At 64.8% G+C, this 22,615-nt stretch carries 28 protein-coding genes and 1 other RNA gene; 14 read left to right on the top strand and 15 right to left on the bottom strand.

The annotated features are described in order from the left end of the window. Nucleotides 1-8: 8 nt before the first annotated feature. Both ACL9RL_RS07225 and ACL9RL_RS07220 read right to left on the bottom strand, forming a co-directional pair. Nucleotides 9-1,562 carry a DHA2 family efflux MFS transporter permease subunit gene (locus tag ACL9RL_RS07225; protein WP_422779533.1) on the bottom strand — a complete coding sequence of 518 codons (1,554 nt, stop codon included), beginning with the start codon at nucleotides 1,560-1,562 and terminating at the stop codon, nucleotides 9-11. An 86-nt stretch (nucleotides 1,563-1,648) separates the two neighbouring features. Further along, the gene (locus ACL9RL_RS07220; RefSeq protein WP_422779532.1) at nucleotides 1,649-1,864 is read right to left on the bottom strand and encodes a hypothetical protein; all 216 of its coding nucleotides are present in this window, start codon (nucleotides 1,862-1,864) and stop codon (nucleotides 1,649-1,651) included. A 205-nt stretch (nucleotides 1,865-2,069) separates the two neighbouring features. Between ACL9RL_RS07220 and ACL9RL_RS07215 the strand changes: the two genes are divergently transcribed. Beyond that, nucleotides 2,070-2,402: an STAS domain-containing protein gene (locus tag ACL9RL_RS07215; protein ID WP_422779531.1), complete on the top strand. Its 333-nt coding sequence runs from the start codon at nucleotides 2,070-2,072 to the stop codon at nucleotides 2,400-2,402. Next, nucleotides 2,395-2,805, top strand: coding sequence for an ATP-binding protein (locus tag ACL9RL_RS07210; protein ID WP_422779530.1), 411 nt, complete (start codon nucleotides 2,395-2,397; stop codon nucleotides 2,803-2,805). Before ACL9RL_RS07215 ends, ACL9RL_RS07210 begins: the two co-directional genes overlap by 8 nt. Nucleotides 2,806-2,844: 39 nt before the next feature. Here the strand turns inward: ACL9RL_RS07210 and ACL9RL_RS07205 are convergent, their stop codons facing one another. Next, nucleotides 2,845-4,074: a PP2C family protein-serine/threonine phosphatase gene (locus ACL9RL_RS07205; RefSeq protein ID WP_422779529.1), complete on the bottom strand. Its 1,230-nt coding sequence runs from the start codon at nucleotides 4,072-4,074 to the stop codon at nucleotides 2,845-2,847. Between the two features lie 153 nt (nucleotides 4,075-4,227). Between ACL9RL_RS07205 and ACL9RL_RS07200 the strand changes: the two genes are divergently transcribed. Next, entirely contained in the window at nucleotides 4,228-4,722 is a 495-nt protein-coding gene (locus tag ACL9RL_RS07200) for a nucleoside deaminase (RefSeq protein ID WP_422779528.1), read from the top strand. Nucleotides 4,723-4,813: 91 nt separating this feature from the next. Here ACL9RL_RS07200 and ACL9RL_RS07195 read toward each other — a convergent pair whose 3' ends face one another. From ACL9RL_RS07195 to ssrA, 4 genes are all read right to left on the bottom strand, one after another. Next, on the bottom strand, nucleotides 4,814-5,581 hold the full coding sequence (locus ACL9RL_RS07195; RefSeq protein WP_422779527.1) for a GH25 family lysozyme: 768 nt from the start codon (nucleotides 5,579-5,581) through the stop codon (nucleotides 4,814-4,816). Continuing rightward, the gene (locus ACL9RL_RS07190) at nucleotides 5,578-6,165 is read right to left on the bottom strand and encodes a TetR/AcrR family transcriptional regulator (protein ID WP_422779526.1); all 588 of its coding nucleotides are present in this window, start codon (nucleotides 6,163-6,165) and stop codon (nucleotides 5,578-5,580) included. The genes ACL9RL_RS07195 and ACL9RL_RS07190 overlap by 4 nt, the downstream gene beginning before the upstream one ends. A 9-nt stretch (nucleotides 6,166-6,174) precedes the next feature. Continuing rightward, complete coding sequence (locus tag ACL9RL_RS07185) at nucleotides 6,175-6,531, bottom strand: DUF6804 family protein (RefSeq protein WP_422779525.1); 357 nt, start codon at nucleotides 6,529-6,531, stop codon at nucleotides 6,175-6,177. Nucleotides 6,532-6,756: 225 nt separating this feature from the next. Beyond that, nucleotides 6,757-7,125: a transfer-messenger RNA gene (gene ssrA, locus ACL9RL_RS07180) on the bottom strand. Nucleotides 7,126-7,304: 179 nt separating this feature from the next. On the opposite strand from ssrA, the gene ACL9RL_RS07175 reads away from it, so the two are divergent. Next, nucleotides 7,305-7,979 (top strand): SIMPL domain-containing protein, encoded by a 675-nt coding sequence (locus ACL9RL_RS07175; protein WP_422779524.1) that lies wholly within the window; start codon nucleotides 7,305-7,307, stop codon nucleotides 7,977-7,979. A 33-nt stretch (nucleotides 7,980-8,012) separates the two neighbouring features. On the opposite strand, the gene smpB is transcribed toward ACL9RL_RS07175, so the two are convergent. From smpB to prfB, 4 genes are all read right to left on the bottom strand, one after another. Continuing rightward, entirely contained in the window at nucleotides 8,013-8,489 is a 477-nt protein-coding gene (gene smpB / locus ACL9RL_RS07170) for an SsrA-binding protein SmpB (protein WP_422779523.1), read from the bottom strand. A gap of 154 nt (nucleotides 8,490-8,643) precedes the next feature. Then, nucleotides 8,644-9,558, bottom strand: coding sequence for a permease-like cell division protein FtsX (gene ftsX, locus ACL9RL_RS07165; protein WP_422779522.1), 915 nt, complete (start codon nucleotides 9,556-9,558; stop codon nucleotides 8,644-8,646). Beyond that, nucleotides 9,555-10,979 carry a cell division ATP-binding protein FtsE gene (gene ftsE, locus ACL9RL_RS07160; protein WP_422779521.1) on the bottom strand — a complete coding sequence of 475 codons (1,425 nt, stop codon included), beginning with the start codon at nucleotides 10,977-10,979 and terminating at the stop codon, nucleotides 9,555-9,557. The genes ftsX and ftsE overlap by 4 nt, the downstream gene beginning before the upstream one ends. Nucleotides 10,980-11,125: 146 nt before the next feature. Further along, on the bottom strand, nucleotides 11,126-12,238 hold the full coding sequence (gene prfB, locus ACL9RL_RS07155) for a peptide chain release factor 2 (protein WP_422779520.1): 1,113 nt from the start codon (nucleotides 12,236-12,238) through the stop codon (nucleotides 11,126-11,128). 68 nt (nucleotides 12,239-12,306) lie between these two features. Here prfB and ACL9RL_RS07150 point away from each other — a divergent pair, with 68 nt between their 5' ends. Then, a complete protein-coding gene (locus ACL9RL_RS07150; protein ID WP_422779519.1) occupies nucleotides 12,307-13,575 on the top strand; it encodes an MFS transporter in 1,269 nt (422 codons plus the stop codon). Between the two features lie 38 nt (nucleotides 13,576-13,613). On the opposite strand, the gene ACL9RL_RS07145 is transcribed toward ACL9RL_RS07150, so the two are convergent. The 4 genes from ACL9RL_RS07145 to ACL9RL_RS07130 are packed head-to-tail and all read right to left on the bottom strand — an operon-like array spanning nucleotide 13,614 to nucleotide 15,154. Then, the gene (locus ACL9RL_RS07145) at nucleotides 13,614-14,012 is read right to left on the bottom strand and encodes a hypothetical protein (RefSeq protein ID WP_422779582.1); all 399 of its coding nucleotides are present in this window, start codon (nucleotides 14,010-14,012) and stop codon (nucleotides 13,614-13,616) included. Between the two features lie 44 nt (nucleotides 14,013-14,056). Beyond that, complete coding sequence (locus ACL9RL_RS07140) at nucleotides 14,057-14,524, bottom strand: hypothetical protein (RefSeq protein ID WP_422779518.1); 468 nt, start codon at nucleotides 14,522-14,524, stop codon at nucleotides 14,057-14,059. Further along, nucleotides 14,499-14,876, bottom strand: coding sequence for a TadE family protein (locus ACL9RL_RS07135; RefSeq protein WP_422779517.1), 378 nt, complete (start codon nucleotides 14,874-14,876; stop codon nucleotides 14,499-14,501). Before ACL9RL_RS07135 ends, ACL9RL_RS07140 begins: the two co-directional genes overlap by 26 nt. A gap of 53 nt (nucleotides 14,877-14,929) precedes the next feature. After that, entirely contained in the window at nucleotides 14,930-15,154 is a 225-nt protein-coding gene (locus ACL9RL_RS07130; RefSeq protein ID WP_422779581.1) for a hypothetical protein, read from the bottom strand. A 220-nt stretch (nucleotides 15,155-15,374) separates the two neighbouring features. Between ACL9RL_RS07130 and ACL9RL_RS07125 the strand changes: the two genes are divergently transcribed. The 9 genes from ACL9RL_RS07125 (at nucleotide 15,375) to ACL9RL_RS07085 (ending at nucleotide 22,520) form a co-directional block, all read left to right on the top strand. Next, entirely contained in the window at nucleotides 15,375-16,796 is a 1,422-nt protein-coding gene (locus ACL9RL_RS07125; protein ID WP_422779516.1) for a recombinase family protein, read from the top strand. 114 nt (nucleotides 16,797-16,910) lie between these two features. After that, entirely contained in the window at nucleotides 16,911-17,540 is a 630-nt protein-coding gene (locus tag ACL9RL_RS07120; protein ID WP_422779515.1) for a hypothetical protein, read from the top strand. Next, a complete protein-coding gene (locus ACL9RL_RS07115; RefSeq protein ID WP_422779514.1) occupies nucleotides 17,537-18,472 on the top strand; it encodes a tyrosine-type recombinase/integrase in 936 nt (311 codons plus the stop codon). The genes ACL9RL_RS07120 and ACL9RL_RS07115 overlap by 4 nt, the downstream gene beginning before the upstream one ends. 886 nt (nucleotides 18,473-19,358) lie before the next feature. After that, nucleotides 19,359-19,703 (top strand): hypothetical protein, encoded by a 345-nt coding sequence (locus tag ACL9RL_RS07110; RefSeq protein ID WP_422779513.1) that lies wholly within the window; start codon nucleotides 19,359-19,361, stop codon nucleotides 19,701-19,703. After that, nucleotides 19,700-20,149 (top strand): hypothetical protein, encoded by a 450-nt coding sequence (locus tag ACL9RL_RS07105; RefSeq protein ID WP_422779512.1) that lies wholly within the window; start codon nucleotides 19,700-19,702, stop codon nucleotides 20,147-20,149. Before ACL9RL_RS07110 ends, ACL9RL_RS07105 begins: the two co-directional genes overlap by 4 nt. Continuing rightward, a complete protein-coding gene (locus tag ACL9RL_RS07100) occupies nucleotides 20,146-21,558 on the top strand; it encodes a DUF3631 domain-containing protein (protein ID WP_422779511.1) in 1,413 nt (470 codons plus the stop codon). Before ACL9RL_RS07105 ends, ACL9RL_RS07100 begins: the two co-directional genes overlap by 4 nt. A 38-nt stretch (nucleotides 21,559-21,596) precedes the next feature. Then, nucleotides 21,597-21,800 (top strand): WhiB family transcriptional regulator, encoded by a 204-nt coding sequence (locus ACL9RL_RS07095; protein WP_422779580.1) that lies wholly within the window; start codon nucleotides 21,597-21,599, stop codon nucleotides 21,798-21,800. Continuing rightward, nucleotides 21,797-22,150 carry a hypothetical protein gene (locus ACL9RL_RS07090; protein ID WP_422779510.1) on the top strand — a complete coding sequence of 118 codons (354 nt, stop codon included), beginning with the start codon at nucleotides 21,797-21,799 and terminating at the stop codon, nucleotides 22,148-22,150. The genes ACL9RL_RS07095 and ACL9RL_RS07090 overlap by 4 nt, the downstream gene beginning before the upstream one ends. After that, nucleotides 22,137-22,520, top strand: a complete 384-nt coding sequence (locus ACL9RL_RS07085) for a hypothetical protein (RefSeq protein WP_422779509.1) — start codon at nucleotides 22,137-22,139, stop codon at nucleotides 22,518-22,520. Before ACL9RL_RS07090 ends, ACL9RL_RS07085 begins: the two co-directional genes overlap by 14 nt. Nucleotides 22,521-22,615 lie beyond the last annotated feature (95 nt).

Below are 22,615 nucleotides of genomic sequence, written 5' to 3'. Positions count from 1 at the left end.
GATCCCGTCTACCAGCCGCGATCGATCTTCTTCGGCAGTGCGAACACGAGCAGGAACGCGACGAGCGCGAAGGCGGCGCTGACCGCGAGGGCAGCCGCCGCGCTGTGCCCGAACGCGACGGCGACATTGTGCTGCGCGATGTCCGTGATGGCGTCCTTGACGGCCTGACCGCCCGCCGCGGCATGCTCCTTCGTCGCTTTCGCGATCTGGGCCGCCGTCGGCTTGACCACGTCGAGGGTGCCGAAGAAGACACTGCCGACGACCGCGATGCCGATGGCGCTGCCGAGCCGCTGCATCGTCCCGATCACGCCGCTGGCCGCCCCGGCCTCACGACGGTCGACCGTTGCGACGATGAACTGCGCGTTGGGTGCGATGAACAGGCCGCTGCCGATACCGGCGACGAGCAGCGGTCCGAGGAGCGCCCAGTTGGTGAGGTCTTCGACCGGGACCGTCGACAGGACTATCCACAGCGCGACGAGTCCGATCGTGACCATGCCGACACCCGTGACGAGCACCGACCGGCCGAGCCTCGTGGCCAGGCGATCGCTCTGCGAGGCGCCGAGGATGCTGCCAAGCGCGAACGGGATCGACACAAGACCGGATTCGAGTGCCGTATGCCCGAGTCCCGTCTGCCAGAAGATCGAGATCGTGAAGAAGATGCTCGTGAAGGCGGCGAAGTAGACGAGCGCGAGGATCGTCCCGCCTGTGAACGCCGCGTGCGAGAACAGGTGCGGCGGGACGAGCGGATTGCCGTCGCGCCTGGCGACCGAGAGTTCCCAGAGGGCGAACAGGACGATGAGCAGCACACCACCGGTGAGCGACAGGTAGGTCCAGAGCGGCCAGCCCTCATCCTGCCCCTCGATGAGTGGCACGAGGATCGCGACGAGGCCGGCGGAGATGAGGAGCAGCCCGAGCCAGTCGACGCCGCCTGCCGCCGTGCTCGCATCGGACTTGCGGGGAAGCAGGAACACGGCGGCGATGAGCGCGACGACACCGATCGGCAGGTTGACGCCGAACACGAGCCGCCACCCGCTCGTGTCGCCGAACGCTTCGATGATGAGCCCGCCGAGCAGCGGGCCGAGCGCCGTCGAGACGCCGATGACGGCGCCCATGATCGCGAAGGCGCGCCCACGGACCTTGCCGACGAACAACAGTTGGATGAACGCCGTCACGGCCGGGAAGAAGATGCCGCCGGCGAGCCCCTGCACCACTCGGAACACGATGAGCTGGGTGCTGTCCTGCGCCAGGCCGCACGCGAGGCTCGCAGCGGTGAAGAGCGCGAGTCCGGAGAAGAAGATCCACTTGTGGCCGTAGCGGTCGCCGAGGCGGCCGGCCGGGATGAGCGCCAGACCGTAGGCGAGCGCGTAGCCGGAGATGATCCACGAGAGCGTGGACTCCGAGGCGTCGAGGGTCGTCCTGATGGTCGGGAGGGCGACGTTGACGATCGTCGTGTCCAGCAGGGCCATGAACATGCCCAGGAGCAGGACGACGAGGGCCAGCCATGACGCGCGCGGGGCGGTCGGCTTCGTCGTGGGTGATCCGGCCGGAGCTGTCTCTGTCATGCGCGGCCGGTGGTGCGGCCGCTGAAGCTACTCGTCAACACGGGATAACTCTCACACGCGCCCGGTCCGGGCACAAGCTCCCGTCGTCAGAGTTCAGGGAGTCCCTCGCTCGTGACGACGCGGCCCTGCCATCCGGGCAGCGATGCGACGTAGGCGATCGTCTCGGCGTTCAGGTAGAGCGTTCCACCGTCCGGCCCTTCCAGATGGAAGTACGAGTCGTTCTGGATGGCGTCGCTCAGCACGACATCGACGCGCGGCCACTGGTTCACGATGCGAGCGATCGCCGGGTTCGCGTCCGACATCCTGGTCTCCTTCTCCACACGGCGTGCTCGGTCCAGCGATCTCGGGACCGTACCGACGCGCCGTCCACCGTCAAGTCTAGGACGAATGGGCGGTGTGGTGTCCCCTGTTCGGGCGGCGTGGATCCGACACTCCGACACCCTCGGCGCTAACATCGATCCTGGTCCACGATGCGCGGATCCAGCCGATGAAGGAGTGCAACACACGATGGCAGTCACCACCGAACCGATCGGCGAGGACATCGTCGCCTTCCGCCTCGACGGACGCCTCAACATGGTGTCTGCGCCCGCGCTGCGGAGTGCAGTCGTCTCGGCGTTGGCCGAGGGGCGCTCGAAGGTCGTCATCGACCTCGCCGAGGTGACGTTTATGGATTCAGCCGGGCTCGGCGCCCTCATCGCGTGCTTGAAGACGGCGAGGCAGGTCGGCGGCGACGTCCGCATCTCGGCACCGTCCGAACAAGTCTCCATGGTGCTGAGCCTGTCCAACGTGGATCGCATCCTCGTCCCGTACGAGTCGGTGGAAGCGGCCTACCGTGACTGAGCGCACGCTGCGGTTCAACACCCCAGCCGATGACGTCGACACCGTCCAGGACTTCCTGGAGGCGCTGTGGGAGGAACACGACGACGTCGCGGCGCTCGACCGGATGGCGTTCGAAACAGCCATCGCTGAGCTGGCCGCGAACGTGATCCAGCACGCGGACGGCGGCTCCGGTGTGACGTGCGTCCTGACGGTCGACATCGAGGCCGACGGGCTGCGTGCGACGCTCAAGGACACGGCGGAGGCCGGCGGCTTCGCGCTCCGCACGGTCGAGATGCCCGACGTGCTCGCGGAGGACGGTCGTGGGATCGCCCTCATCCAGGCGCTCGTCGACGACCTCGCCTACGACCGGGTCGACGGCGTGAACCGGTGGACGATCAGCCGCCGCAGGATCAGCGCGGTCTGATCGAGCCGCCGGTCGGTCCGCCGGTTGCGACGGCTCGGCTCAGCCGGCGCGTGTGATGACGACGGCGGTCAGGTCGTCCGAGCGCTGCTGCGTGTCCGAGAGCGCAACGAGGCGTTCGACGATTGCCGCCGGACCTCCCCCGGCCGTGACCAGACGGGCGACGCCGTCGAGTGAATCGAGTGTGCCGTCGAAGAGGTCAAGTACACCGTCGGTGCAGACCACGAGGGTCTCCCCCGGCGCGATCTCCGTCTGGAGCGTCGTCCAGACGCCGTCGTCGAGGATGCCGATCGGGAGTCCGGTCGAATCGAGGCGTTCGACGCCGCCGTCCGTCCGGACGATGATCGTGAGTCCGTGCCCGGCATCTGCATAGTCGAGGCGCCCTGCGCGATCGACCCGCGCATGCACGAGCGTCGCGAAACTCCCCGTCGTCGCGAGGTCCTGTGCGACCTGCGCGTTGACCTCCGTCACGGTGCGGCCGACATCGCCGCCGACACGGGCAAGGAACGCCGCTCGGACATCGGTCGCGAGGATGGCGCCCGCCGTGCCCTTGCCCATCACGTCGGCGACGGTGAACTCGAAACCGTCATCGGTCGCCGTCCAGGTGTGGAAGTCTCCGCCGACACCGCCGTGCGGCAGGCTGACGCCCGCGACGGCGTATTCCGGCGGGCACGGCTGACCACCTGGCAGGAATCCACGCTGCACATCGGCCGCACGGTCGATGTCGATGTCCGCCAGCAGCTCCCGCTCCGCCCAGAGCCCCATCTCCTCGAAGAGACGCAGCTCCTCCTCGTCGAGCTCGTGCGGTTCGGTGTCGACGATGCAGAGCGTGCCGACCCGCAGGTCCTCGCCCAGGGAGAGCGGACGACCGGCGTAGAACCGAATGTGCTGGTCGCTCGTCACGACGTCGCGCCAGGAGAACCGGTCGTCCTTCGTCGCATCCGGCACCACGAGGAGGCCGGGGCGCTGGATGGTGATGTCGCAGAAGGACTCGGTGCGGTGACGCTTCGCCCCGCTGCCGCCGTACTGGGGCGACTTCGTGAACTGGTCCTGATCGTTGATCAGATTGATCTCGGCGATGGGGACGTTGAAGAGTTCGCGGGCGACACGGGTGATGCGGTCGAAGCGTTCCTCGGCAGGGGTGTCGACGAGCTGCAGACGCTCGACGGCCGCGACGCGGCGTTCCTCGAGACGTTCAGCATCCTGGGCGTCGACCGACTCGTCGTCCGATCCGTCTGCGTCCCGGCCCTGTGCGGCCCCTGCGTCGCTCATCGCTCCCTCACTCGCGTCCGACTCATGCGAACGCATCCAGATCGAGCCTAGTGCGCGTGCACGACATCGACCGCGGTTACTTCACCCGGCTGGATACCGCAATCATCCCGCCGACCGATTGGCTGACCTCTCCCCCGCTCCTAGCGTGGACGGATGTCTGCTCACCCCGTCTCCGATGCCGCCACCGACCACATTCACCTGGCCCTCGCGATCGACCTCGCGACCGCGAACATCGCCGATGGCGGCGGCCCGTTCGGCGCCGTCATCGTGCGGGACGGGCGCATCGTCGGGCGGGGACAGAACCGTGTCACACGCGACAACGACCCGAGCGCGCACGCCGAGGTGACCGCGATCCGCGCCGCCTGCCGAGAACTCGGCGACTTCTCCCTCGCCGGCTCGACTCTCTACAGTTCGTGCGAGCCCTGCCCCATGTGCCTGTCCACCGCGCTCTGGGCGCGCATCGATCGGATCGTGTTCGCAGCCGACCGGCACGATGCGGCGGCCGGCGGGTTCGACGACCTCGCGTTCTACGACCTCTTCGCCACACCCAGGGACCGCTGGGAGGTCCGCATCGAGCAGCAGGAGGCGGCCGAGCACTTCCGGCCGTTCGCGGTCTGGCTCGCCGCGGAGGGTCGCACCGCCTACTGACGAGGTCCGGTGCCCACGCCTGAGCGGGCGGCCGCCTCGTCGAGTGCTGCTGCTGCTCCGGCAGCCGTGGTCGCGCGCCGCCCCGCTCTGACTACGGCGCCGTCAGCTTTCGCAGGTCCTCCAGCGAGCCCCTGAAGACATTCATGTCGATGAACTCCTCCGGACCGCTGTAGCCGCGAAGCCGCTCTCGATTGCTGTATTGCCACATGGTCCAGGGACGCCCATCGGACAGCGTGGTCGGGGTGAGGACGGACCGGATCCAGATCGGATCGTTCGGATACGCGTCGCGCAGATACAGGTCGTAGGGCTCCTGCGTGGCGTACAGGATCGGCGGGACGCCGTAGTACTCCGTGAGTCGTTCGAGGAGCGGGTCGAGGATGCTCCGCACGCGCTCGCGCGACGGATGGTTGCTGAAGAAGTCGGCGTAGAACTCGACGTCGACCACAACAGGCAGCGCGCCGGAGGTCTTCGGCACTGTCGTGATGATGTTGTCGGCCTGGGCCTCCCCCGAGCTCTCGAAACTGAGGAAATGGTAGGCACCCACGAGCAGATGTGTCCGGTTGGCCGCGTCCCAGTTCCTGGCGAAGTACTCGTCCTGGTCGCCGGAGCCCTCAGTCGATTTGATGTAGGCGAAGTCGATGCCCTCCTTCGAGAGCTCGCCCCAGTCGATCGTGCCCTGGTACGAGGACACGTCGACGCCCCTGACGGCGTAGTCCTTGGCGAAGAGGTCGTTCGGCCAGACGGTTCCGGAGGCGATGAGGGCTGCGACCGTCCCGAGGACGACGATGATGCTGCCGCCGATGATCGCGATGCGTTTCCACACCCGGCGCGTCGATCGGCGGAGCTGGTCGCCGGTCACGACGCGCCCGCCTCCGCGCGCTCACGAGCGGGCTGCAGTTGACGGATCGTGGCGCCGATCGCCGCATTGAACACCTCGACGTCCCCCAACGATCGTGCGGTGAGCGCTGCCCCCTGGACCGTCGCGAGGAACGCCTGGGCACTCCGACGGGGATCGACATCGGAAGCGATCTCGCCGAGTGACACCCCTTCGGTGAAGCGCGCAGCCAACCAGTCGACATTGGCTGCGAAGAACTCCGCGACCCGGCTGCTGATGCTCTCAGGCACGACTTCCGCTGCGAGGGTGCCGCACAGGCACGCCTCGCCGCGTTCGAGTGCTTCGCGGTACAGCCCTGCATAGAACGAGAGCTGGCCGATGATCCCCGCCCGGCGAACCCCGACGGAGCGGAGCCGGGAGAGGAACTGCGCGCTGTACACCTGGACCATCGCGACCCCGAGGTCGGTCTTCGACGGGAAGTGGTGATGGATGCTGGCCTTGCGGATGCCGACGACGCGTTCGAGATCTGCGTAGCTCACTGATGCGTAGCCTCTGATCCGCACGAGGTGGAGAGCCTCCTCGACGATGCGTGTGCGTGTCTCGTTCACGGACCGGCTCTACCTGTTGGTAGGGCGGGCGTCGCGCGCGGGGACCCGCATCGTGATGCCGACCCCGACCAGGACGACCGCGCCGACAAGGTTGAGCCAGATCCAGGCTTCTCGTGGGAGTTCGAGTGGGAGGACGGGGTTCCAGAGGATCGCCACGATCGCGAGGGGCGCGAGCCAGACGAAGCGCCTCCCCTGCCAGGCCATCACGGCCATGATGAGTGCAAGGATGCAGACGGCGTACTGCACGACCGTGTACCAGCCCGTCCCGATGAGCGCGAGCGCTGCGACGAGCACGATCGCCCCGAGGAGGCCGGGCAGGAATCCGGGCCGAGGCTGCGGTGCGGGCGGGGACGATTCGGTTGGCATGCATTCTCCAGGGTCGAGACTTCGATGCTATGCGACGCTGGGGACATCGCCGGACAGGCGTCACCCCACAACCGCCGCACAGCCGCCTGGCGGCCGCCATCGATCGACCGAATCCCATCGGCACGAGGACCTGATGTGATGTCACTCCACAACGAAAAACGAGGCCACCCTCTCGGATGGCCTCGTTCATCTGACGGAACTGCAACAGCGTGTGACAACGACCGGTGGTGGAGATGGGGGGAATTGAACCCCCGTCCACTGCTGAGATTCTGCGCCTTCTACGGGTGTATTTCGTGAATCGTTCTACTCGGCCCTGATCGTTGCCACGAACAGCTCGATCAACAGGCCCAGCCGAGGAAAAGTCCCGAATGACGTCTCGACACCATCATTCAGCTAGCTCCCTAAATGACGCCAGGATCCGAGACGGGAGCTCGCTCGGTCTGACGGACTATCGGGCTCGCTTACGCAGCGAGGGCGAAGTCAGTGCGTTTTGAATTGGCACTTATTGTTTTGCAGAGATCGTTAACGAGATAACCCTGCATCCTCGACCCGCTTCTCGCAGTTTCACAGGCAATGTCGAAACCGATCATCCCCATGCGACTCGACACGACGATGCCGGAGCATCGTCTGAAGAGGGTCATTGTCACACGCTGTTGAGTTGCCAACCGAGGATCGGAATCCTCGGACCACACCGTTCGGTGCAGCCCTCTAGTGTAGCGCGAGTAGGCCGATTACACCACCATCGCGCGCCGTCGCTGAGGTAGCCTCACCCTATGACAGCTCTCACCATCACCGTGCAGGGTTCAGCGACGATCCGTCGCGCCCCTGAGCGCGGCACCGCCCACCTGACGCTCGGCTTCGACGGCGCCGACCGCGCAGAGGTCCTCGAACGCACCCGAGTGCTCCACACGGAGGTCAGCACGGACTTGACCGGCCGTCGAGACGATCCGGCCGGCAGCATCGAGTCCTGGTCAGCCGGACAGGTGCAGGTCTGGGGCCAGCGCCCGTGGAATGCGCAGGGCGAGCAACTCGACGTCGTCTACACCTCCGCGGCGAGCGTGACGGCGACGTTCCACGATTTCGCACGGCTGTCCGCGTGGATCGACCAGATCTCCGCACGTGACGGCGTCACCGTCCAGAACATCACCTGGGATCTGACGGAGGATCTCAGAAGCGAGGTCGAGACCGAAGCGCTCCGCTCCGCCATCGCAGACGCCGTCCGCAAGGCAGAGGTCTACGCGCACTCGCTCGGCCTCCGCACGGTGACGGCCATCTCGATCAGTGACCCGGGGCTCCTGGCGAACGAACCGTCGCCGCAGCCCTACGGAGACGCGATCGCCGGCTCACCGCGCATGATGAAAGCGTCGGCGAGTTCCAGCGGAATCAGCCTGCAGCCGGAGGACATCGTGTTCGACGTGCACGTGCACGCACGCTTCACGGCGAGCTAGGAGCGACTTCCGAGCCAGGCAACGCCGAGGGGACTACTCCCCCAGGCGGTTCCTGGTCGCCATTGCACGAGCAGCCTCACGCGTGTCCTGCTTCTCGCGCAGGGCATGCCGCTTGTCGTACTCCTTCTTGCCCTTCGCCACCGCGATCTCGACCTTGGCGCGACCGTCCTTGAAATAGATCTTGAGCGGCACGAGCGTAAAACCGCCCGGAGCGATCTTGTGCGCGATCTTGTCGATCTGTTCGCGGTGCAGCAGCAGCTTGCGCTTCCGACGCGGCGGGTGGTTGGTCCAGGTGCCCTGCCCGTACTCGGGGATGTGCACCGAGTCCAGCCACGCCTCACGGCCGTCGATGAACGCGTAGCCGTCGACGAGTGACGCCCGACCCGCGCGCAACGACTTCACCTCGGTTCCCGACAAGACCATGCCGGCCTCGTAGGTGTCTTCGATGTGGTAGTCGTGGCGGGCCTTGCGATTGGTGGCCACGACCTTCTCGCCACGTTCCCTTGGCACGCTGTACTCCTGATGTTCGATGATGACTGGCGGATGTTCGACGACGATCGATCAACGCGACAGAGCGCCCGCAACCGGGCAGCCCATCAGTCTAGCCCACGCGACCGGAGTTCGGTCACGTGGGCTCGCACGCGGAGAGAGCTCTCCCCGGCGACTAGACCTTCAGGTAGCGCGAGATCGCGAAGTTGGCGGACAGGGCGGCCAGCACGATGCCGACGATCAGCAGCACCGGGACGACCGCCAACGCGTCTCCCAGATCGACGAAGTTGATGTACTTCATCCGTTGGGCGAGATATCCCTGCACAAAGACCTGCACGATGGTCACGACCGCGCCGCCAGCGAGCAGGGACCCGACAAGGGCCGCGAACACGCCCTCCAGGATGAACGGTGTTTGGATGAACCGGTTCGAGGCGCCCACCAGGCGCATGATCCCGAGCTCCCGTCGTCTCGAGTACGCGGACAATCGGATGGTGGTGGCGATGAGCAGCACGGCCGCCACGAGCATCAGCGCCGCGATGCCGATGGCCGAGTAGCTGGCGATGTTCAGGACCGAGAAGATCTGGTCCAGATACTGGCGTTGGTCGGTCACCTGCTCGACGCCCGCGACACCGGAGAACGCTTCGACGAGCACTTCGGACTGCGAAGCGTCCTTCATGTTCACCCAGAACGTCTCGGGGAGCTGATCCGGCGTCACGAACTGGGCGATGTCGTTGCCCTTGAACTGCTCCTGGAACGTCTTGTACGCCTGGTCCTGGTTCTCGAAGTAGAACTTGTCCACGAACGGCGCGAGCGTCGGCGACTTCAGTGCTGCCTCGACCGCGGCACGCTGCTCGTCGGTCGCAGCACCGGAAGCACACGTCTCCCCGCCGCTGTCAGCGGTGCAGAGGTAGATCGCGACCTGCGCGCGGTCGTACCAGTAGTTCTTCATCTGGCCGATCTGCATCTGCATGAGCACGGCTGCGCCGACGAAGGTCAGCGAGATGAACGTCACGAGCACAACCGAGACGACCATCGACACGTTGCGGCGGAGGCCGTTCCAGACCTCGGACCAGATCAATGCGAGTCTCACTTCGTGGGCCCCACGTTCTGCTCTCCGTCATCGTGCGTTCGTCCGGCTGCGCGGAGGCCGAGGCGCTCCGCGAGGGACAGGTTTTCGGCCTCCGCCGGGTCGATCTCGTTCCGAGCGGGAAGGCCGATGGGCCCGGTCGCGTTGGTGAGTCGTTGCGGAGGTGTCGGCTCGGGTGGTCCCGGCGGCGCCACTGGCGCATCGGCTGGTTCCGGCGTGCTCGCTACCTGCGGGGCTGGGACCTCGACGGGCGCCTGCGGAGCGGGCACCGTCGGTTCGACGATGGGGGCGCCGAAGATGTTCAGTGCCGGAGCGGGAGCCGTCGGCGCCTGCGCGGCGGGCTGAACCGGTTGCGCGGGCTGCTGAGGCTGAGCGGGCTGCGAGAACTGCACGTTCGGCGCATCGGCGACCGGCTGGGCTGCAGCTGGCTGGACCGGCGGCGCAGCAGGCGCGGGCGACGACTCCACCGGAGCCACAGGAGCCGGGGCCGCGGGCCCGGCCTGAGCGATCGGTTCAGCAACGGGAGCCGTGTAAGCGGGCGCGACCGGGACGGCGGTCGTCTCGGTCCGCGGGACGACGGGCACCTGCGACGTGGCCGGACGGCCGTCGACGGGGACACCGCCCGTGGTCGGCGTTGCGACGCTGTCGATGCCGGCTGCGACCGCGGCAGCAGCAGCGGTTGCAGCGGACTCGACCGGAGCAGCGCCGGAGGATCCACGGATGAGACCGGGGATGGCCGCCGTCGTGCCGTAACCGCCGTGTCGTTCATCGCGGACGATGCGACCGTCCTGCAGCTCGATCACTCGACGCTGCATCTGGTCGACGAAGCCGGCCTCGTGCGTCGCCATCACCACGGTGGTTCCACCGGCGTTGATGCGTTCGAGCAGCTGCATGATGCCGGCGCTCGTACCGGGGTCGAGGTTACCGGTCGGCTCGTCGGCCAGCAGGATCTGCGGCTTGTTGACGATGGCGCGAGCGATGGCGACACGCTGCTGCTCACCACCGGAGAGCTCGTGGGGCAGACGCTGCGCCTTGCCCTCGAGGCCGACCATCTTCAGCACGTCCGGCACGGCCTCCTGCACGAAGCCACGGGATTTCCCGATGACCTGCAGGGTGAACGCGACGTTCTGGTAGACGGTCTTGCCCGGCAGCAGACGGAAGTCCTGGAAGACCACGCCGAGGCTGCGGCGGAAGTAGGGGACCTTGCGGTTGGAGATGGAGCCGAGGTCGTGGCCGAGCACGTGGATCTTGCCCTTGCTCGGCTTGTCCTCCTTGAGCATCAGGCGGAGGCAACTCGACTTGCCGGACCCCGAGGCGCCGACGAGGAAGATGAACTCTCCCCGAAGGATCTCGAAGTCGACGTCGTTCAACGCGGGACGACTCGTTCCCGGGTACTTCTTGGAGATGTGATCAAACCGAATCATGGCTCCTTGAGCCTAAGGAGCACACACGCGAATTCGGGCAGGACACGCCAACCGATTCGTACCCTGGACGGGGGCTGTGCGAATCCTACGATCACCGCGGATAACTCGGGCAATTACCCGAGTTTTCGCGATGGAGAAGCGTCGGTCTAGGACTCGGCCTTCGACATCGAACGCCAGCGGATGCCGGCGGCGATGAAGCCGTCGAGATCACCGTCGAACACGGCGGACGGGTTGCCCTGCTCGTGCTCGGTGCGGAGGTCCTTGACCATCTGGTACGGCGCGAGGACGTAGGAACGCATCTGGTCGCCCCAGCTGGCCGTGATGTTGCCGGCGAGTTCCTTCTTCGTGGCGGCCTCCTGTTCCTTCTGGATGAGGAGGAGTCGCGACTGCAGCACGCGCATGGCCGCCGCACGGTTCTGGATCTGGCTCTTCTCGTTCTGCATCGAGACGACCGTGCCCGTTGGGAGGTGGGTGATGCGGACGGCGGAGTCGGTGGTGTTGACCGACTGGCCGCCTGGGCCGCTCGACCGGAAGACGTCCACGCGGATGTCGGATTCCGGGATCTCGACGATCTCGGTCTCCTCCATGAGCGGGATGACTTCCACCGCTGCGAAGCTCGTCTGGCGCTTGCCGGCCGCACCGAAGGGGCTCATGCGCACGAGGCGGTGGGTGCCGGCTTCGACGCTGAGCGTGCCGAACGCGTACGGCGCGTCGACCTCGAAGGTTGCCGACTTGATGCCGGCCTCTTCCGCATAGCTCGTGTCCATGACCGTCACGGGGTATTTGTGCTGCTCAGCCCATCGGAGGTACATGCGGAAGAGCATGTCCGCGAAGTCCGCCGCGTCGACACCGCCGGCGCCGGCGCGGATCGTCACGACGGCTGGGCGCGGGTCGTACTCGCCGTTCAGGAGCGTCTGCACTTCGAGGTCGCCGAGGGTCTTCTGCAGGGCGATGAGCTCTGCTCGCGCTTCCTCTGCCGACTCCTCGTCCTCTTCTCCGACGGCCAGCTCGATGAGCACTTCGAGGTCGTCGAGACGGTTCGCGATGCTCGTGATGCGTGCGAGCTCCGACTGACGGTGGCTGAGCGCGCTCGTCACCTTCTGCGCGTGCGCCGTGTCGTCCCAGAGGTCTGGGGCCCCGGCCTGTTCGCTCAGGTCGGCGATCTCGGCTTCGAGGCGGTCGACTCCGACCACCGTCCGGATGTCGTCGAACGTCGAGCGGAGGTGCGAGATCTGTGAGGAGAGGTCCAAGTCAAACATTTGGTCACCAGCCTACCGTGCGCGCACGTGGCGGGACCGGGCCCCATGCGGGCGTACGATCAAAAGCGATGACCTCGCCAGACCGCCCCTTCAACATCCGCGCCGTCGCCGTAGCCGTCTTCCTCCCCACACTGCTGTTCTCGGTCGGTGAGGGCGCGATCATCCCGATCATCCCGGCCGTCGCCGGGAACCTCGGCGCGTCGCTAGCCGTCGCCGGTGTGATCTCCTCGATGATCATGCTCGGCGAGCTGGTCGGCGACATCCCTGCCGGGTGGGTCGTCAGCCGGATCGGTGAACGGTTCGCGATGATGTGGGCCTCGCTGCTCGCGGTGATCGGGGTCGCGACCTCCGCAGTCGCCCCCAATCCGTTCATGTTGGGCCTCGGGATCTTCTGCATCGGCCTGGCGACGGCCGTGTTCGGGCTCGCCCGCCACGCGTTTATGACGACGTACGTACCCAAGCACTACCGTGCGCGCGCCCTCTCCTCGCTCGGCGGCGTGTTCCGCTGCGGGTGGTTCATCGGCCCGTTCATCGCTGCCGGGATCATCCACGTCACGGGCACCTCGCAGTCGGCGCTGTGGGTCATGGTCCTCTGCTGTGCTGCGGCGGCCGTGACCCTGCTGGTGCTCCCCGATCCTGCGGCGATGTTCGGCGAGGCGCAGACGGTCAAGGGAGCCGACGGCGCCAACCGCAGCGAGGGCGAGGAACTCGCGGCAGAAGAGTCCGAGGGGTTGTTCCGCACCATCTGGAACTATCGGGCAGTGCTGCTCCGGATGGGAACAGGCGGCGCGCTCGTGGGCGCGCTCCGATCGTGCCGCTCGGTGATCCTGCCGCTGTGGGCGGTCAGCATCGGCGTCTCAGAGGCGAACACGGCACTCATCATCGGCATCGGCGGCGCGGTCGATTTTGCGCTCTTCTACGCGAGCGGCCAGATCATGGACCGGTTCGGCCGGATCTGGAGCGCGGTCCCGTCGATGATCGGCCTCGGCCTGGGCTTCATCGCTCTGGCGTTCACCCACGACCTCCCCGGATCGGTGGTGTGGTTCATCGCCGTCACGATGTTCCTGTCCCTCGCGAACGGCGTCGGCAGCGGCATTCTGATGACACTCGGCGCAGACCTCGCCCCGCAGGCGAGCCCGGCGGCCTTCCTCGGCGCGTACCGGTTCCTCGGCGACGCGGGCACTGCGGCAGCCCCGCTCGCGATGTCCGGCATCACCGCCGTCGCCTCGATCTCCCTCGCAGCCGGCACCATCGGCGGCATAGGCCTCATCGGGGCTTGGATGCTCTTCCGCTACATCCCGCGCTTCGTCGACAAGGGCACCAGACCGTTCCCCTGATGCAGCACGAATCCGGGCGTGCGCCTCTTCGTCCGCCCTCACCAGAACACGCTGCGCGCTGTGCTCGTCGCCTCGATCCGCAGCAATGTCGGCACGAACAGCGTCAACACCGGCGGCGACCACTCCGAGGAGAGCGTCACCCTGGCGCTGCGTCCGTCGACTGAACGGGCGTGCTCCAACCGCACTGACACGAGTGAGTCCCCACTGTAGGTGCGGAGGAACCGAGCGGACGCCGCGGCGACACCTGTGTCGGTGAGTGCCGGGTGCAGGCCGTCGCCATCGCGGATCACCTCGGTGAGGGAGAACGATTCCGCTCCGACGAGCGCGACCGAATCGGCGAGCGCCAGGAGCCGTTTGCGTTCGAGATAGAGGGACGTCGCGGCCGTGACGAGCAGGACGAGCACCAGCGCGAGGGTCGCGTAGCCGATCGTAAGCACCAAGGTGGAACCGTCGTCCCGCCTGCACCCGGCAAGGATCCGCTTCATTCCGAGCCCCACAGCCGTGAGACCGGTGCCGTGGCCGACGCCTCGACCGGCACCGTGCCTCGCGATCGGACGGCGACGACCTCTGGCAGCAGCGGCAGGACGACCTCGACGCGGACGACGACCGTGATGGTGCCAGCTCTCGTCAGACAGGAGGCGGGTCGAGGTCTGCACTCCACACCGACCGTCGCGGTCGATCGGTGGATCCCGAAATCCTCCAGACCGAAGGCGATTGCGCGTTCGGCACGTTCGCGACCCGTCGCGTCATCCGGTGAGACGGCATACATCCGCGCGGCGTGCCTCGCTGCACCCTCTGCGGCGAGCGCCGCACCCTGCAAGGCGGCCATCACGAGGATGAGGTAGACCGTCGGCAGCAGCAGGAGCAGTCCGACGCCCAAGAACTCGAGTGATGCCGAACCACGGTCGGACTGGAGTCGACGCTCACCCCAGCGTCTCCACAGCAGCACGACCGCTCACCTCCAAGAGGCCGTCGAAACCCACGAGGCCGATCACCGGCAATGGCGCTCTGACCGTGACCACGACCGTCCGCTGTCCGGCGAGGTCTCGCTCATGTGCCTCGATCGAGTTCGCGAATCCACTCCCCACCGCGACCTCGATGAGCTGACGGGTGCGTTCCTCACCGTCGACCAGCCGGGTGTCGGCGAGCGCCGAGAACCTGGCGCCTTCCGCCGCAGCATCGATCAGGGTGTTCCGGAGGTGCAGCGCCAGGCCCAGTTGCAGGACCGACACCGTGAGGACGGTGAGCAGCGCCGCGACGAGCACGAACTCGACCACGGCCGATCCGGTCTCGTCCGTCAACCGCGTGTGTTTACACGACGGTTGTCGCATCGGCTTGGCGCAGAGGCGACGCCTCATCCGACCTTGCCCACTTTGTCGATCGCCTGCTCGAAGAGTTTCGACAGCGCTGGTCCCGCCAGGCCCCAGATCAGGATCACCAACGCAGCCGTCATCAGGGTGATCAGCACCCAGCCCGGCACATCGCCGCGTTCCTCGCGCACGCGTGCAGGCACGATCCGACGGAGGCGACGCTGCACGGCGCGAAGAGGGTCGCGGCACCACACGATGACCGCGAACATCACCACCGAGCCTGCGGCCGAGATCCAGGCGATGGGCGCCATGGGCCAAGTGGTCCTGGAGGAGGCTGGAACGTGAATCTGCATGATGATTCCTTTCTGAAGCTTCGATGCTCAGAAGCCGGTACGGAGGACGAAGACGCCGGGGAAGACGGCGATCACGATCGACAACGGGAGGATGAGGAAGACGAGCGGTGTCGGCAGGGAGTTATAACCTCCTTCTATGAGAGCTGGAATCTACGCACGGATCAGCAAAGACACGGAAGGTACCGAGCTCGGCGTGAAACGTCAGGAGCAGGACTGCCGCCGTGAGGCTGAACGTCACGGGTGGGACGTCGTGGGCGTCTATACGGACAACGACGTCAGCGCGACTCGCTCCAAGAAACGCCCCGCCTACGACCGCATGGTGACGGACATCAAGGCTGGCCACATCAACGCGATCATCGTCTGGGATGTAGACCGGCTCACACGCACCCCCCGCGAGCTCGAGGACGTCATCGACATGGCGAACAACCACGGGCTCGCCCTCGCGAACGTCGGTGGTGATATCGACATCTCCACACCAGACGGACGAATGATGGCTCGAATCAAGGGCACGGTCGCGCGACGGGAGGTTGAGAGCATGTCCCGCCGGCTCAAGCGAAAGTTTCAGGAGAAAGCCGAGAAGGGTGAACCGCACGGCTACAGCCCGTACGGCTTCAAACGGATCCTCGATGCCGATGGCGACTCGGTTGCAACTGTCCGTCGGGATGTCGTCGACGAAGAGCAGGCCGTAGTTGTGCGTGAAGCAGCAAGACGCGTACTCGCCCACGAGTCTCTGCGCTCCATCGTCAACGACTTCAACGCTCGAGGCATCCATGGCCCGCAGGCGCCCATGTGGAACTCCACGATCCTTCGCCAGATCCTCACTCGGCCGACAAATGCTGGCCTCCGGCAGTACCAAGGACAGGTCATCGGTAAGTCGACCACCGAACCGATCTACTCTTCTGAGACTCACGATCAGCTCGTCGCGCTTCTGACGGACCCATCGCGTCGCTCGAACCATGTTGGACCGGGTTTCAAGTACCTCCTCAGCGGACTCGCGATCTGCGGACTATGTGGTGGTCCCATGCGGCGTCAGATCGGTCGAACCGTAGTGAGTACGCAGACGGGCAATTCGAAGCGGCAGGAGCCCTCCTACAACTGCTCAGAGTGCTTCAAGGTACGACGCAAACAAGCACCGGTCGATGAACTCGTTTCGGAGATCCTTATCGCTCGACTGTCACGGGCTGATGCACTCGATCTCTTCGCACATACCGATACCGCTGCCGCAGACGAGCACAGATCTCAGCTCTCGGCGCTCGACGCGAAGCTCGACATCGTCGCCGATCAGTTCGCAGCTGACGAGATCACCGCCACGCAGCTGAAGCGGATCACGAGCAGGCTCAGAGACGAGCGTGTGCAGCTTGAGCGACTGTTGAGAGCAGCCCAACCGCGGACTGTCATCGCCAATCTCGCCGGCGGTGATGTCCGGGCCAAATGGGAGGCCATGCCGATCGCAGCCCAACGCGAGGTCGTCGAATCGCTCTTGACAGTCACCATCCAACCGTCAGGGAGCGGCCGACGCTTTGACCCGGAAGACGTCTCGATCGTGTGGCGCACCTAGCCATCGATTTGAGCTCAGGTGGGAAATGCCTTCCCACCTGAAACAAAACGCCCCCGTGACTGCGCCAACAGTCCGAGGGCAAGTCCACAACACACTCACACGAGGAGCGACATCATGAACACGAACAATTCTAACGGCACCGCCATCGAAAGAATCTGGACTGTCCCGAACTGGGCCGACGTCGAGAGAAGCGATACCACGTCGTCGATCACGAGAGATGGCAACCCCTTCGCCACATGGGTGAGCGCCAACATCACGGGAGACGAGACGACCGCCGCCTACATCGTTCGTGACGATGAATATGTGAACGGTTCGGTCATCCAGGGAAAGGTCATGCTCCGGGTCTGCATCGCCGACAACGAGTCAGTCGAGGTACCGTCCGTCGTGAGCGCTCTCGACGCCGCGAGCGCGTTCCGACTCGCTTCAGAGAGGTTCGCGCAAATCCTGGCTGACCCGCCGCCCACCATCGAGATCGTCGACCGGAAGGTCAGCACAATAGAGACGGACCTCTTCCACGTCTTCACCATGTCAGGGCACTTGGGAATGCAGTGCGTTCCCAAGCACTCCTGGGACCACCTCGACACCGAGGCTGCACGCAACCCGCAGCCCGGAGACACTTGGTACAACGACGTGTTCGAGAACGGCGATAGGAGCTCGCAGAGCACTTACGTTGGGCTGTATCGACTTGTCGGAGGCCGTTCCGACTGCTCCGCACTCTCTACGTTCGAATTGGTGCAAGCATGAGCGCGTTTTGCCCCAATGTGGTCGAGCGGGACGACTGGCCGGAAGAGAATCGGTTCCGCGAGCTGATGATCGGGTTCAAGCAAGCCATGCTGGCGACAGGGAAATCGCTCGGAACCGTCCGGATCAGGCTGCATCACATCGAGCATCTTCATCGCCGCTTTCCCGACCTGTTGTCTGTAGGCGTAGATGATCTCGAACGCACACTCGCTGAACGGTGGGGCGAGGTGGGAATGGCCTCGTTGAGGACAGAACAGTCCTCCTGGCGAGCGTTCTATAAGTTCGCGCAGCGAAAGAACCTTGTCATAGTCGACCCGGCCGCACTACTTGATCCAGTGAAAGTTCCGCGATCGATGGGACGAATCGCGTCGGATGAAGCGGTGATGGCTGGGCTCGAGACCGCCTCGCGACCGGTGCAAGCGATGGTCCTGCTCGGGAGGATGGGCGCCCTGCGGTTGGAAGAAATCGCTACCCTGCACATGAGCCATCGGCAGGGCACCCTGCTCCGGGTCACAGGCAAGGGCGGGCACCTGCGGACGGTACCAATCAACGCGGACTTGCTCAGGGCGCTCCTCTGGCTTGAGGAGGCACAGCCACACGGCTACTACTTCCCCTCTCCCCTGCGGCCGTATCGAGGTCAGCCGGTAGCGCATCTGAGCAAGACGACTGTCTGGCGCCATATCTCCTCTGCGATAGGGACCAACCCTCACTCATTGCGTCACGCTGCGGCTACGGCTGCCTACAACGGGACGAAGGACATGCGCGGAGTGCAAGAGTTCTTGGGCCACGCGTCGATCGCCACCACAGAAAAATATCTCCACATCGCCGAGGATCAGATCCGTGCGGTGGCTGAGGCTACCCGTTTCCGTGACCCGCATCCGAGCATCATTACCGAGGCGGAGAGCATTCTTATGGGCACGCAAACTCTTCGGTAGTGGCCAGGCGCAGGTTCGGGGAGGCTGAGTCCGACTGGAGAATTACTCCAGTCGGACACCTCCTGCGCAGGCGGCTCCCGTGAGCCGCCCTCCAACACGTCCGCAGTCGTTCCCTGTGAGGGGCGCCGCAAGCAACCGAGGAGAATAGCCAGATGCCCTTAGAGGAAGCCGACGCCGCAGAGTCATTCGTCATCTCTGTAGAGTGCAGCGAGTCAAGTCATGAAGGACGAGTGGTTCGCATCGTCCAGTTCGCTCCCGGGCTGTCTAAGCAGAGCTCGTCGTACATGGCGCACCACTACGCGTGGACAACTCTGCCGGTCAGCACAAGACGCCAGCCCCGAGGCGATCTCACAGATTGGGGCGCCGGAATTCACTCTGCGAGCCTCATCGACGATGAAGCTCATGACGACAGCAAGCATGGCGTAGAACGAGAACGTGAGTTCCTTCTGGGCGGTCGGCGTCGAATAAGGCTGTACTGCCGACTTTGCACGCTAGAAGTTCCAGCGCGCGCTGAGAAACTCGATCTCGTGCTCGATCGATTGCGACACGCCCAAGTGACAACGATCGAGCTATCCCACCTAGCTGCTATCCTGAAGTAGCACCAAGACGAGTTGCCGCGTTCTACGGCAACACCAGCCTCTCAGCAGAGGAAGCTTTCCCCTGCTCGGAGGCTTTTCTTGTCTTGGACCATTGAACGCGCCAAAGTCGCGTCTCTTTCCCGCTCACGCCCCGCTGACGATCCCGATCTCGCGGCAGCTCGCACAAACCTCAAGGCCGCGCGTGCCGAAGAATACATTCGGCGCATCGTGGCCGAGGCTCCTCCGCTGAGTCCAGAGCAACGCGATCGAATCGCTGCTCTGCTTCGCCCCATGGGCGGTGGTGCTTCTTGAACACCATCAACGCGACCGGCACCTGGAAGCACGAACAGGGAAGCCAGACCTCCTCGGTCGACAAGCTCATCCGTCGCGCAGTCGAGTCTGCGGCAGAAAACGGGCTTGAGTTTTCTCCCTCCAAATGCTCACGCGTAGTGCGCGCCCATATCCGTCGAGGCGGAACCATCGCAACCGCTGCAGAGCTTCTGAGCTACTGCATGTCTCACGCCGATCCAACCGGAGAGATTGCGGCATTCAACGTCGATGCGTTTGATCGCATGGGACTCGACGCGGGAGCGATTCGTTCTACGAACCTCTCCCGGGGAGACATCGTGGCCTTGAAGCGGGGTACGCGATGAACGCCACACGAGAAAGCCGCCTGGCGGGCAACCAGACGGCCGAAAATCTCGCTGAGGGGCGGGACGACACCTCAATTCTCCCACGCGCAATGCACCAGACCCCGAAACTGATCGGCGCATCGGTTGAATCAGAACTCGAGGCAACCCTGTGGCGCTTGATGGACGGAACCGTTCAGCTGTGGCAGCTGACACCGGCTCTCGCTGCATGGTGGCACTTCGCATTTGCTGAAGGCAGTCGTTCGCTACAGCCGGCGCTCACGAGGGCTCTGGCGGATCGCGATCGCTACTACGAGTCCGCTATGAACCCAGGGAAGCAGCTCTCCGAGATGAAGCAGCGTCGAATCGACGAAGCTTTGGATACTGCAGACCAGGCAGGCGCCCTCGTGACCGAGCTAGACGTACTGAACGTTGTAGTCGCGGCCGCTACTGCAGGAGGGCCACGATGAGCGCACCAGTTACCTTCGTTACCGCAGTTACCGATTCTGGCGAAGACGGGGGCGTTCGTTTCTCTGACCTCCTTGATGAGGTGAAGGTGTTCCTGGAACGATTCATCGCCTACCCCTCCCCCGAATCTTCTACAGCACACACGCTGTGGATCGCGCACGCCCACTTAGTGGACTCCTTCGAGAACACCCCTCGTCTTGCCTTCCTCTCCCCCGAGCCGGGTAGCGGCAAGAGCCGATGCATGGAGCTCACCGAAGCTCTCGTCCCTCGGCCAGTGCTGTCGGTGAACGCTTCGGTGGCGTACGTGTTCCGGAAGATCTCAGACGAAGCCGGACTGCCCACCTTGCTGATGGACGAGATCGATGCGGTGTTCAGCGGAAGTAGGTCAGACGGAAACGAAGACCTCCGTGGTCTCCTCAACTCTGGATACAGAAAGGGAGCAACAGCCGGACGAGCGGCGATCCGGGGGAAGGAGATCGTCACGGAGGAATGGCCGTCGTACTGTGCGGTCGCCCTTGCTGGCCTGAACCAACTTCCCGACACACTGATGACCCGGTCGATCGTCGTCAACATGAAACGACGAAAGCACGGGCGGGTCGTGGAACCGTACAGGAGACGAGTAAACGAACCCCAAGCACGATCTCTCACCGAGCGCCTCGCTAACGCGACAGCAACCGTCAGGACGGAGGTGTCGAACGCATGGCCTGACCTCCCTGAAGGAATCGAGGATCGCGACGCTGACATCTGGGAACCTATCCTCGCTATCGCGGACGCTGCCGGCGGGCACTGGCCGACAACAGCTCGGGACGCTGCGGTGATGATGGTCGCCGACGCGAAGAAGAAGCCTGCGACTCTCGGCATCAAGTTGCTCTCGGACATCCGCGACGTCATGTTCAACGACGACCGACTCAGCACCAACGAGTTGCTTGCGCGGTTGCACGGCCTCGAGACATCCCCGTGGGGAAATATCAAGGGCGAAGCGATCGACTCCCGTTTCCTCGCTCGCACACTAGCGAAGTATGAGATCCCGACGAACAACACGTTGAAGGTCGATGGGCACGCCGTGAAGGGGTATCAGCGCAGTCACTTCGCTGACGCGTGGGACCGCTACCTCGCCTCCCCCGTGCTCCCGGAAGTCGGTAACGACAGTAACTCCGGTAACCCGGCACCTGTTAGAGATCTAACACCTGCACCTGTGTCAAATGACACAGGTGAGGAAAATTCCTCAGGTGTAAAGAGCTTTACACCTGGCTCGTCAGCAGGTGGCGGGTTTACGCCACCTGTCCCAATTGGGACAGGTGAGTCATTTGACTCACCTGGAAGGACCTGCGCCACTTGCCGCAACCCCATGCATCCGGCTTTGGGGTCAACCGCAACTCACCCCAACTGCGACCCGGGGGCGTCGCTGTGAAGGGCACACAAGCGGCTTTCGCCGCGCTACAGGATGCAATGCGGCTCACCGACCCGGAATGTCAGGACGACGGCCGGTTCATCCTCGACGACCAACCAACCGAGTCCGTCGCCTACATCTGTCATAGGTGCCCGTTGATGGCGCTCTGCCGCGACTATGCGGCGGCAGAGCGCCCAGCCGGTGGCATCTGGGCGGGACGCAGATGGGGAACACGATCGACGACTAGACAGGACACCACATGAGCTCCCAGTTCGACGACTACGAGATCATCGGTCCGCAGGGTGAACGGACACTCTTCATCGGGGATCTCTTCGAGCAGGACGTCCGTGCTGTGTGCGTCGAGATCATGACGCCTCTTGCTCCAGGCAACAACCTGCAGAGCGTGTACAACCTGCGTGAGACCGCCGAGCCCCTGTACGTCCGCGAGGTGTGTTTGGCAGCGGCTCGACTCTGGTCGTCGTTCGTCATGACCGAAGGCAACATCAGCTTGATGCCGTTCTACACGAAAGGCTTCACACGATTCGTGATGCTCTGCCGCGCCCTCGACATCGCTGCCCCAACCCAGGGAGGTGAGCGAGATGAAGGCGCCTGACTCTTACCTCCACGGCGAAGAGGGCCCAGTCGTGATCGTGCCTGCTCGAGTCGCCGCCTACCTGAAACAGCGGATCAAGCTCGACGAGCTCAGGCTCAACGCCAGAGACATGCGCGACGTGGAGGTGTACCACGTCCTCAACAGCCTCCACCGTGCCGCCCTCTCGTACAGGGCCGGATCGTCAACCATCATCTCAGCGGAGACGGTAGAGCGGCCCACGATGCTCACCACGCGTCAGGCGGCAACACAGCTACAGCTCACCCCTCGAGGCGTGAGAGACGCCTGTGAGAAGGGGCGCCTCGACGGGGAACTCGTCGACGGCCGCTGGCAGATCAGCCGCGCTTCCATCCAGCACTACAAGAACCAGTGAACGCAGGGACTGCCGTCAACGGCACCTAACCGCGGCAGTCGGCGGCAGTCCCGCGAACCTAGAAACAGCTGGAACCACCACAGCAGGGCAGACCA

This window comes from Plantibacter sp. Mn2098, from assembly GCF_049319745.1.
Classification (GTDB): domain Bacteria; phylum Actinomycetota; class Actinomycetes; order Actinomycetales; family Microbacteriaceae; genus Plantibacter.
Note: the sequence above shows the minus strand (reverse complement) of the source record. Positions and strands in the feature narration are given on the sequence as shown.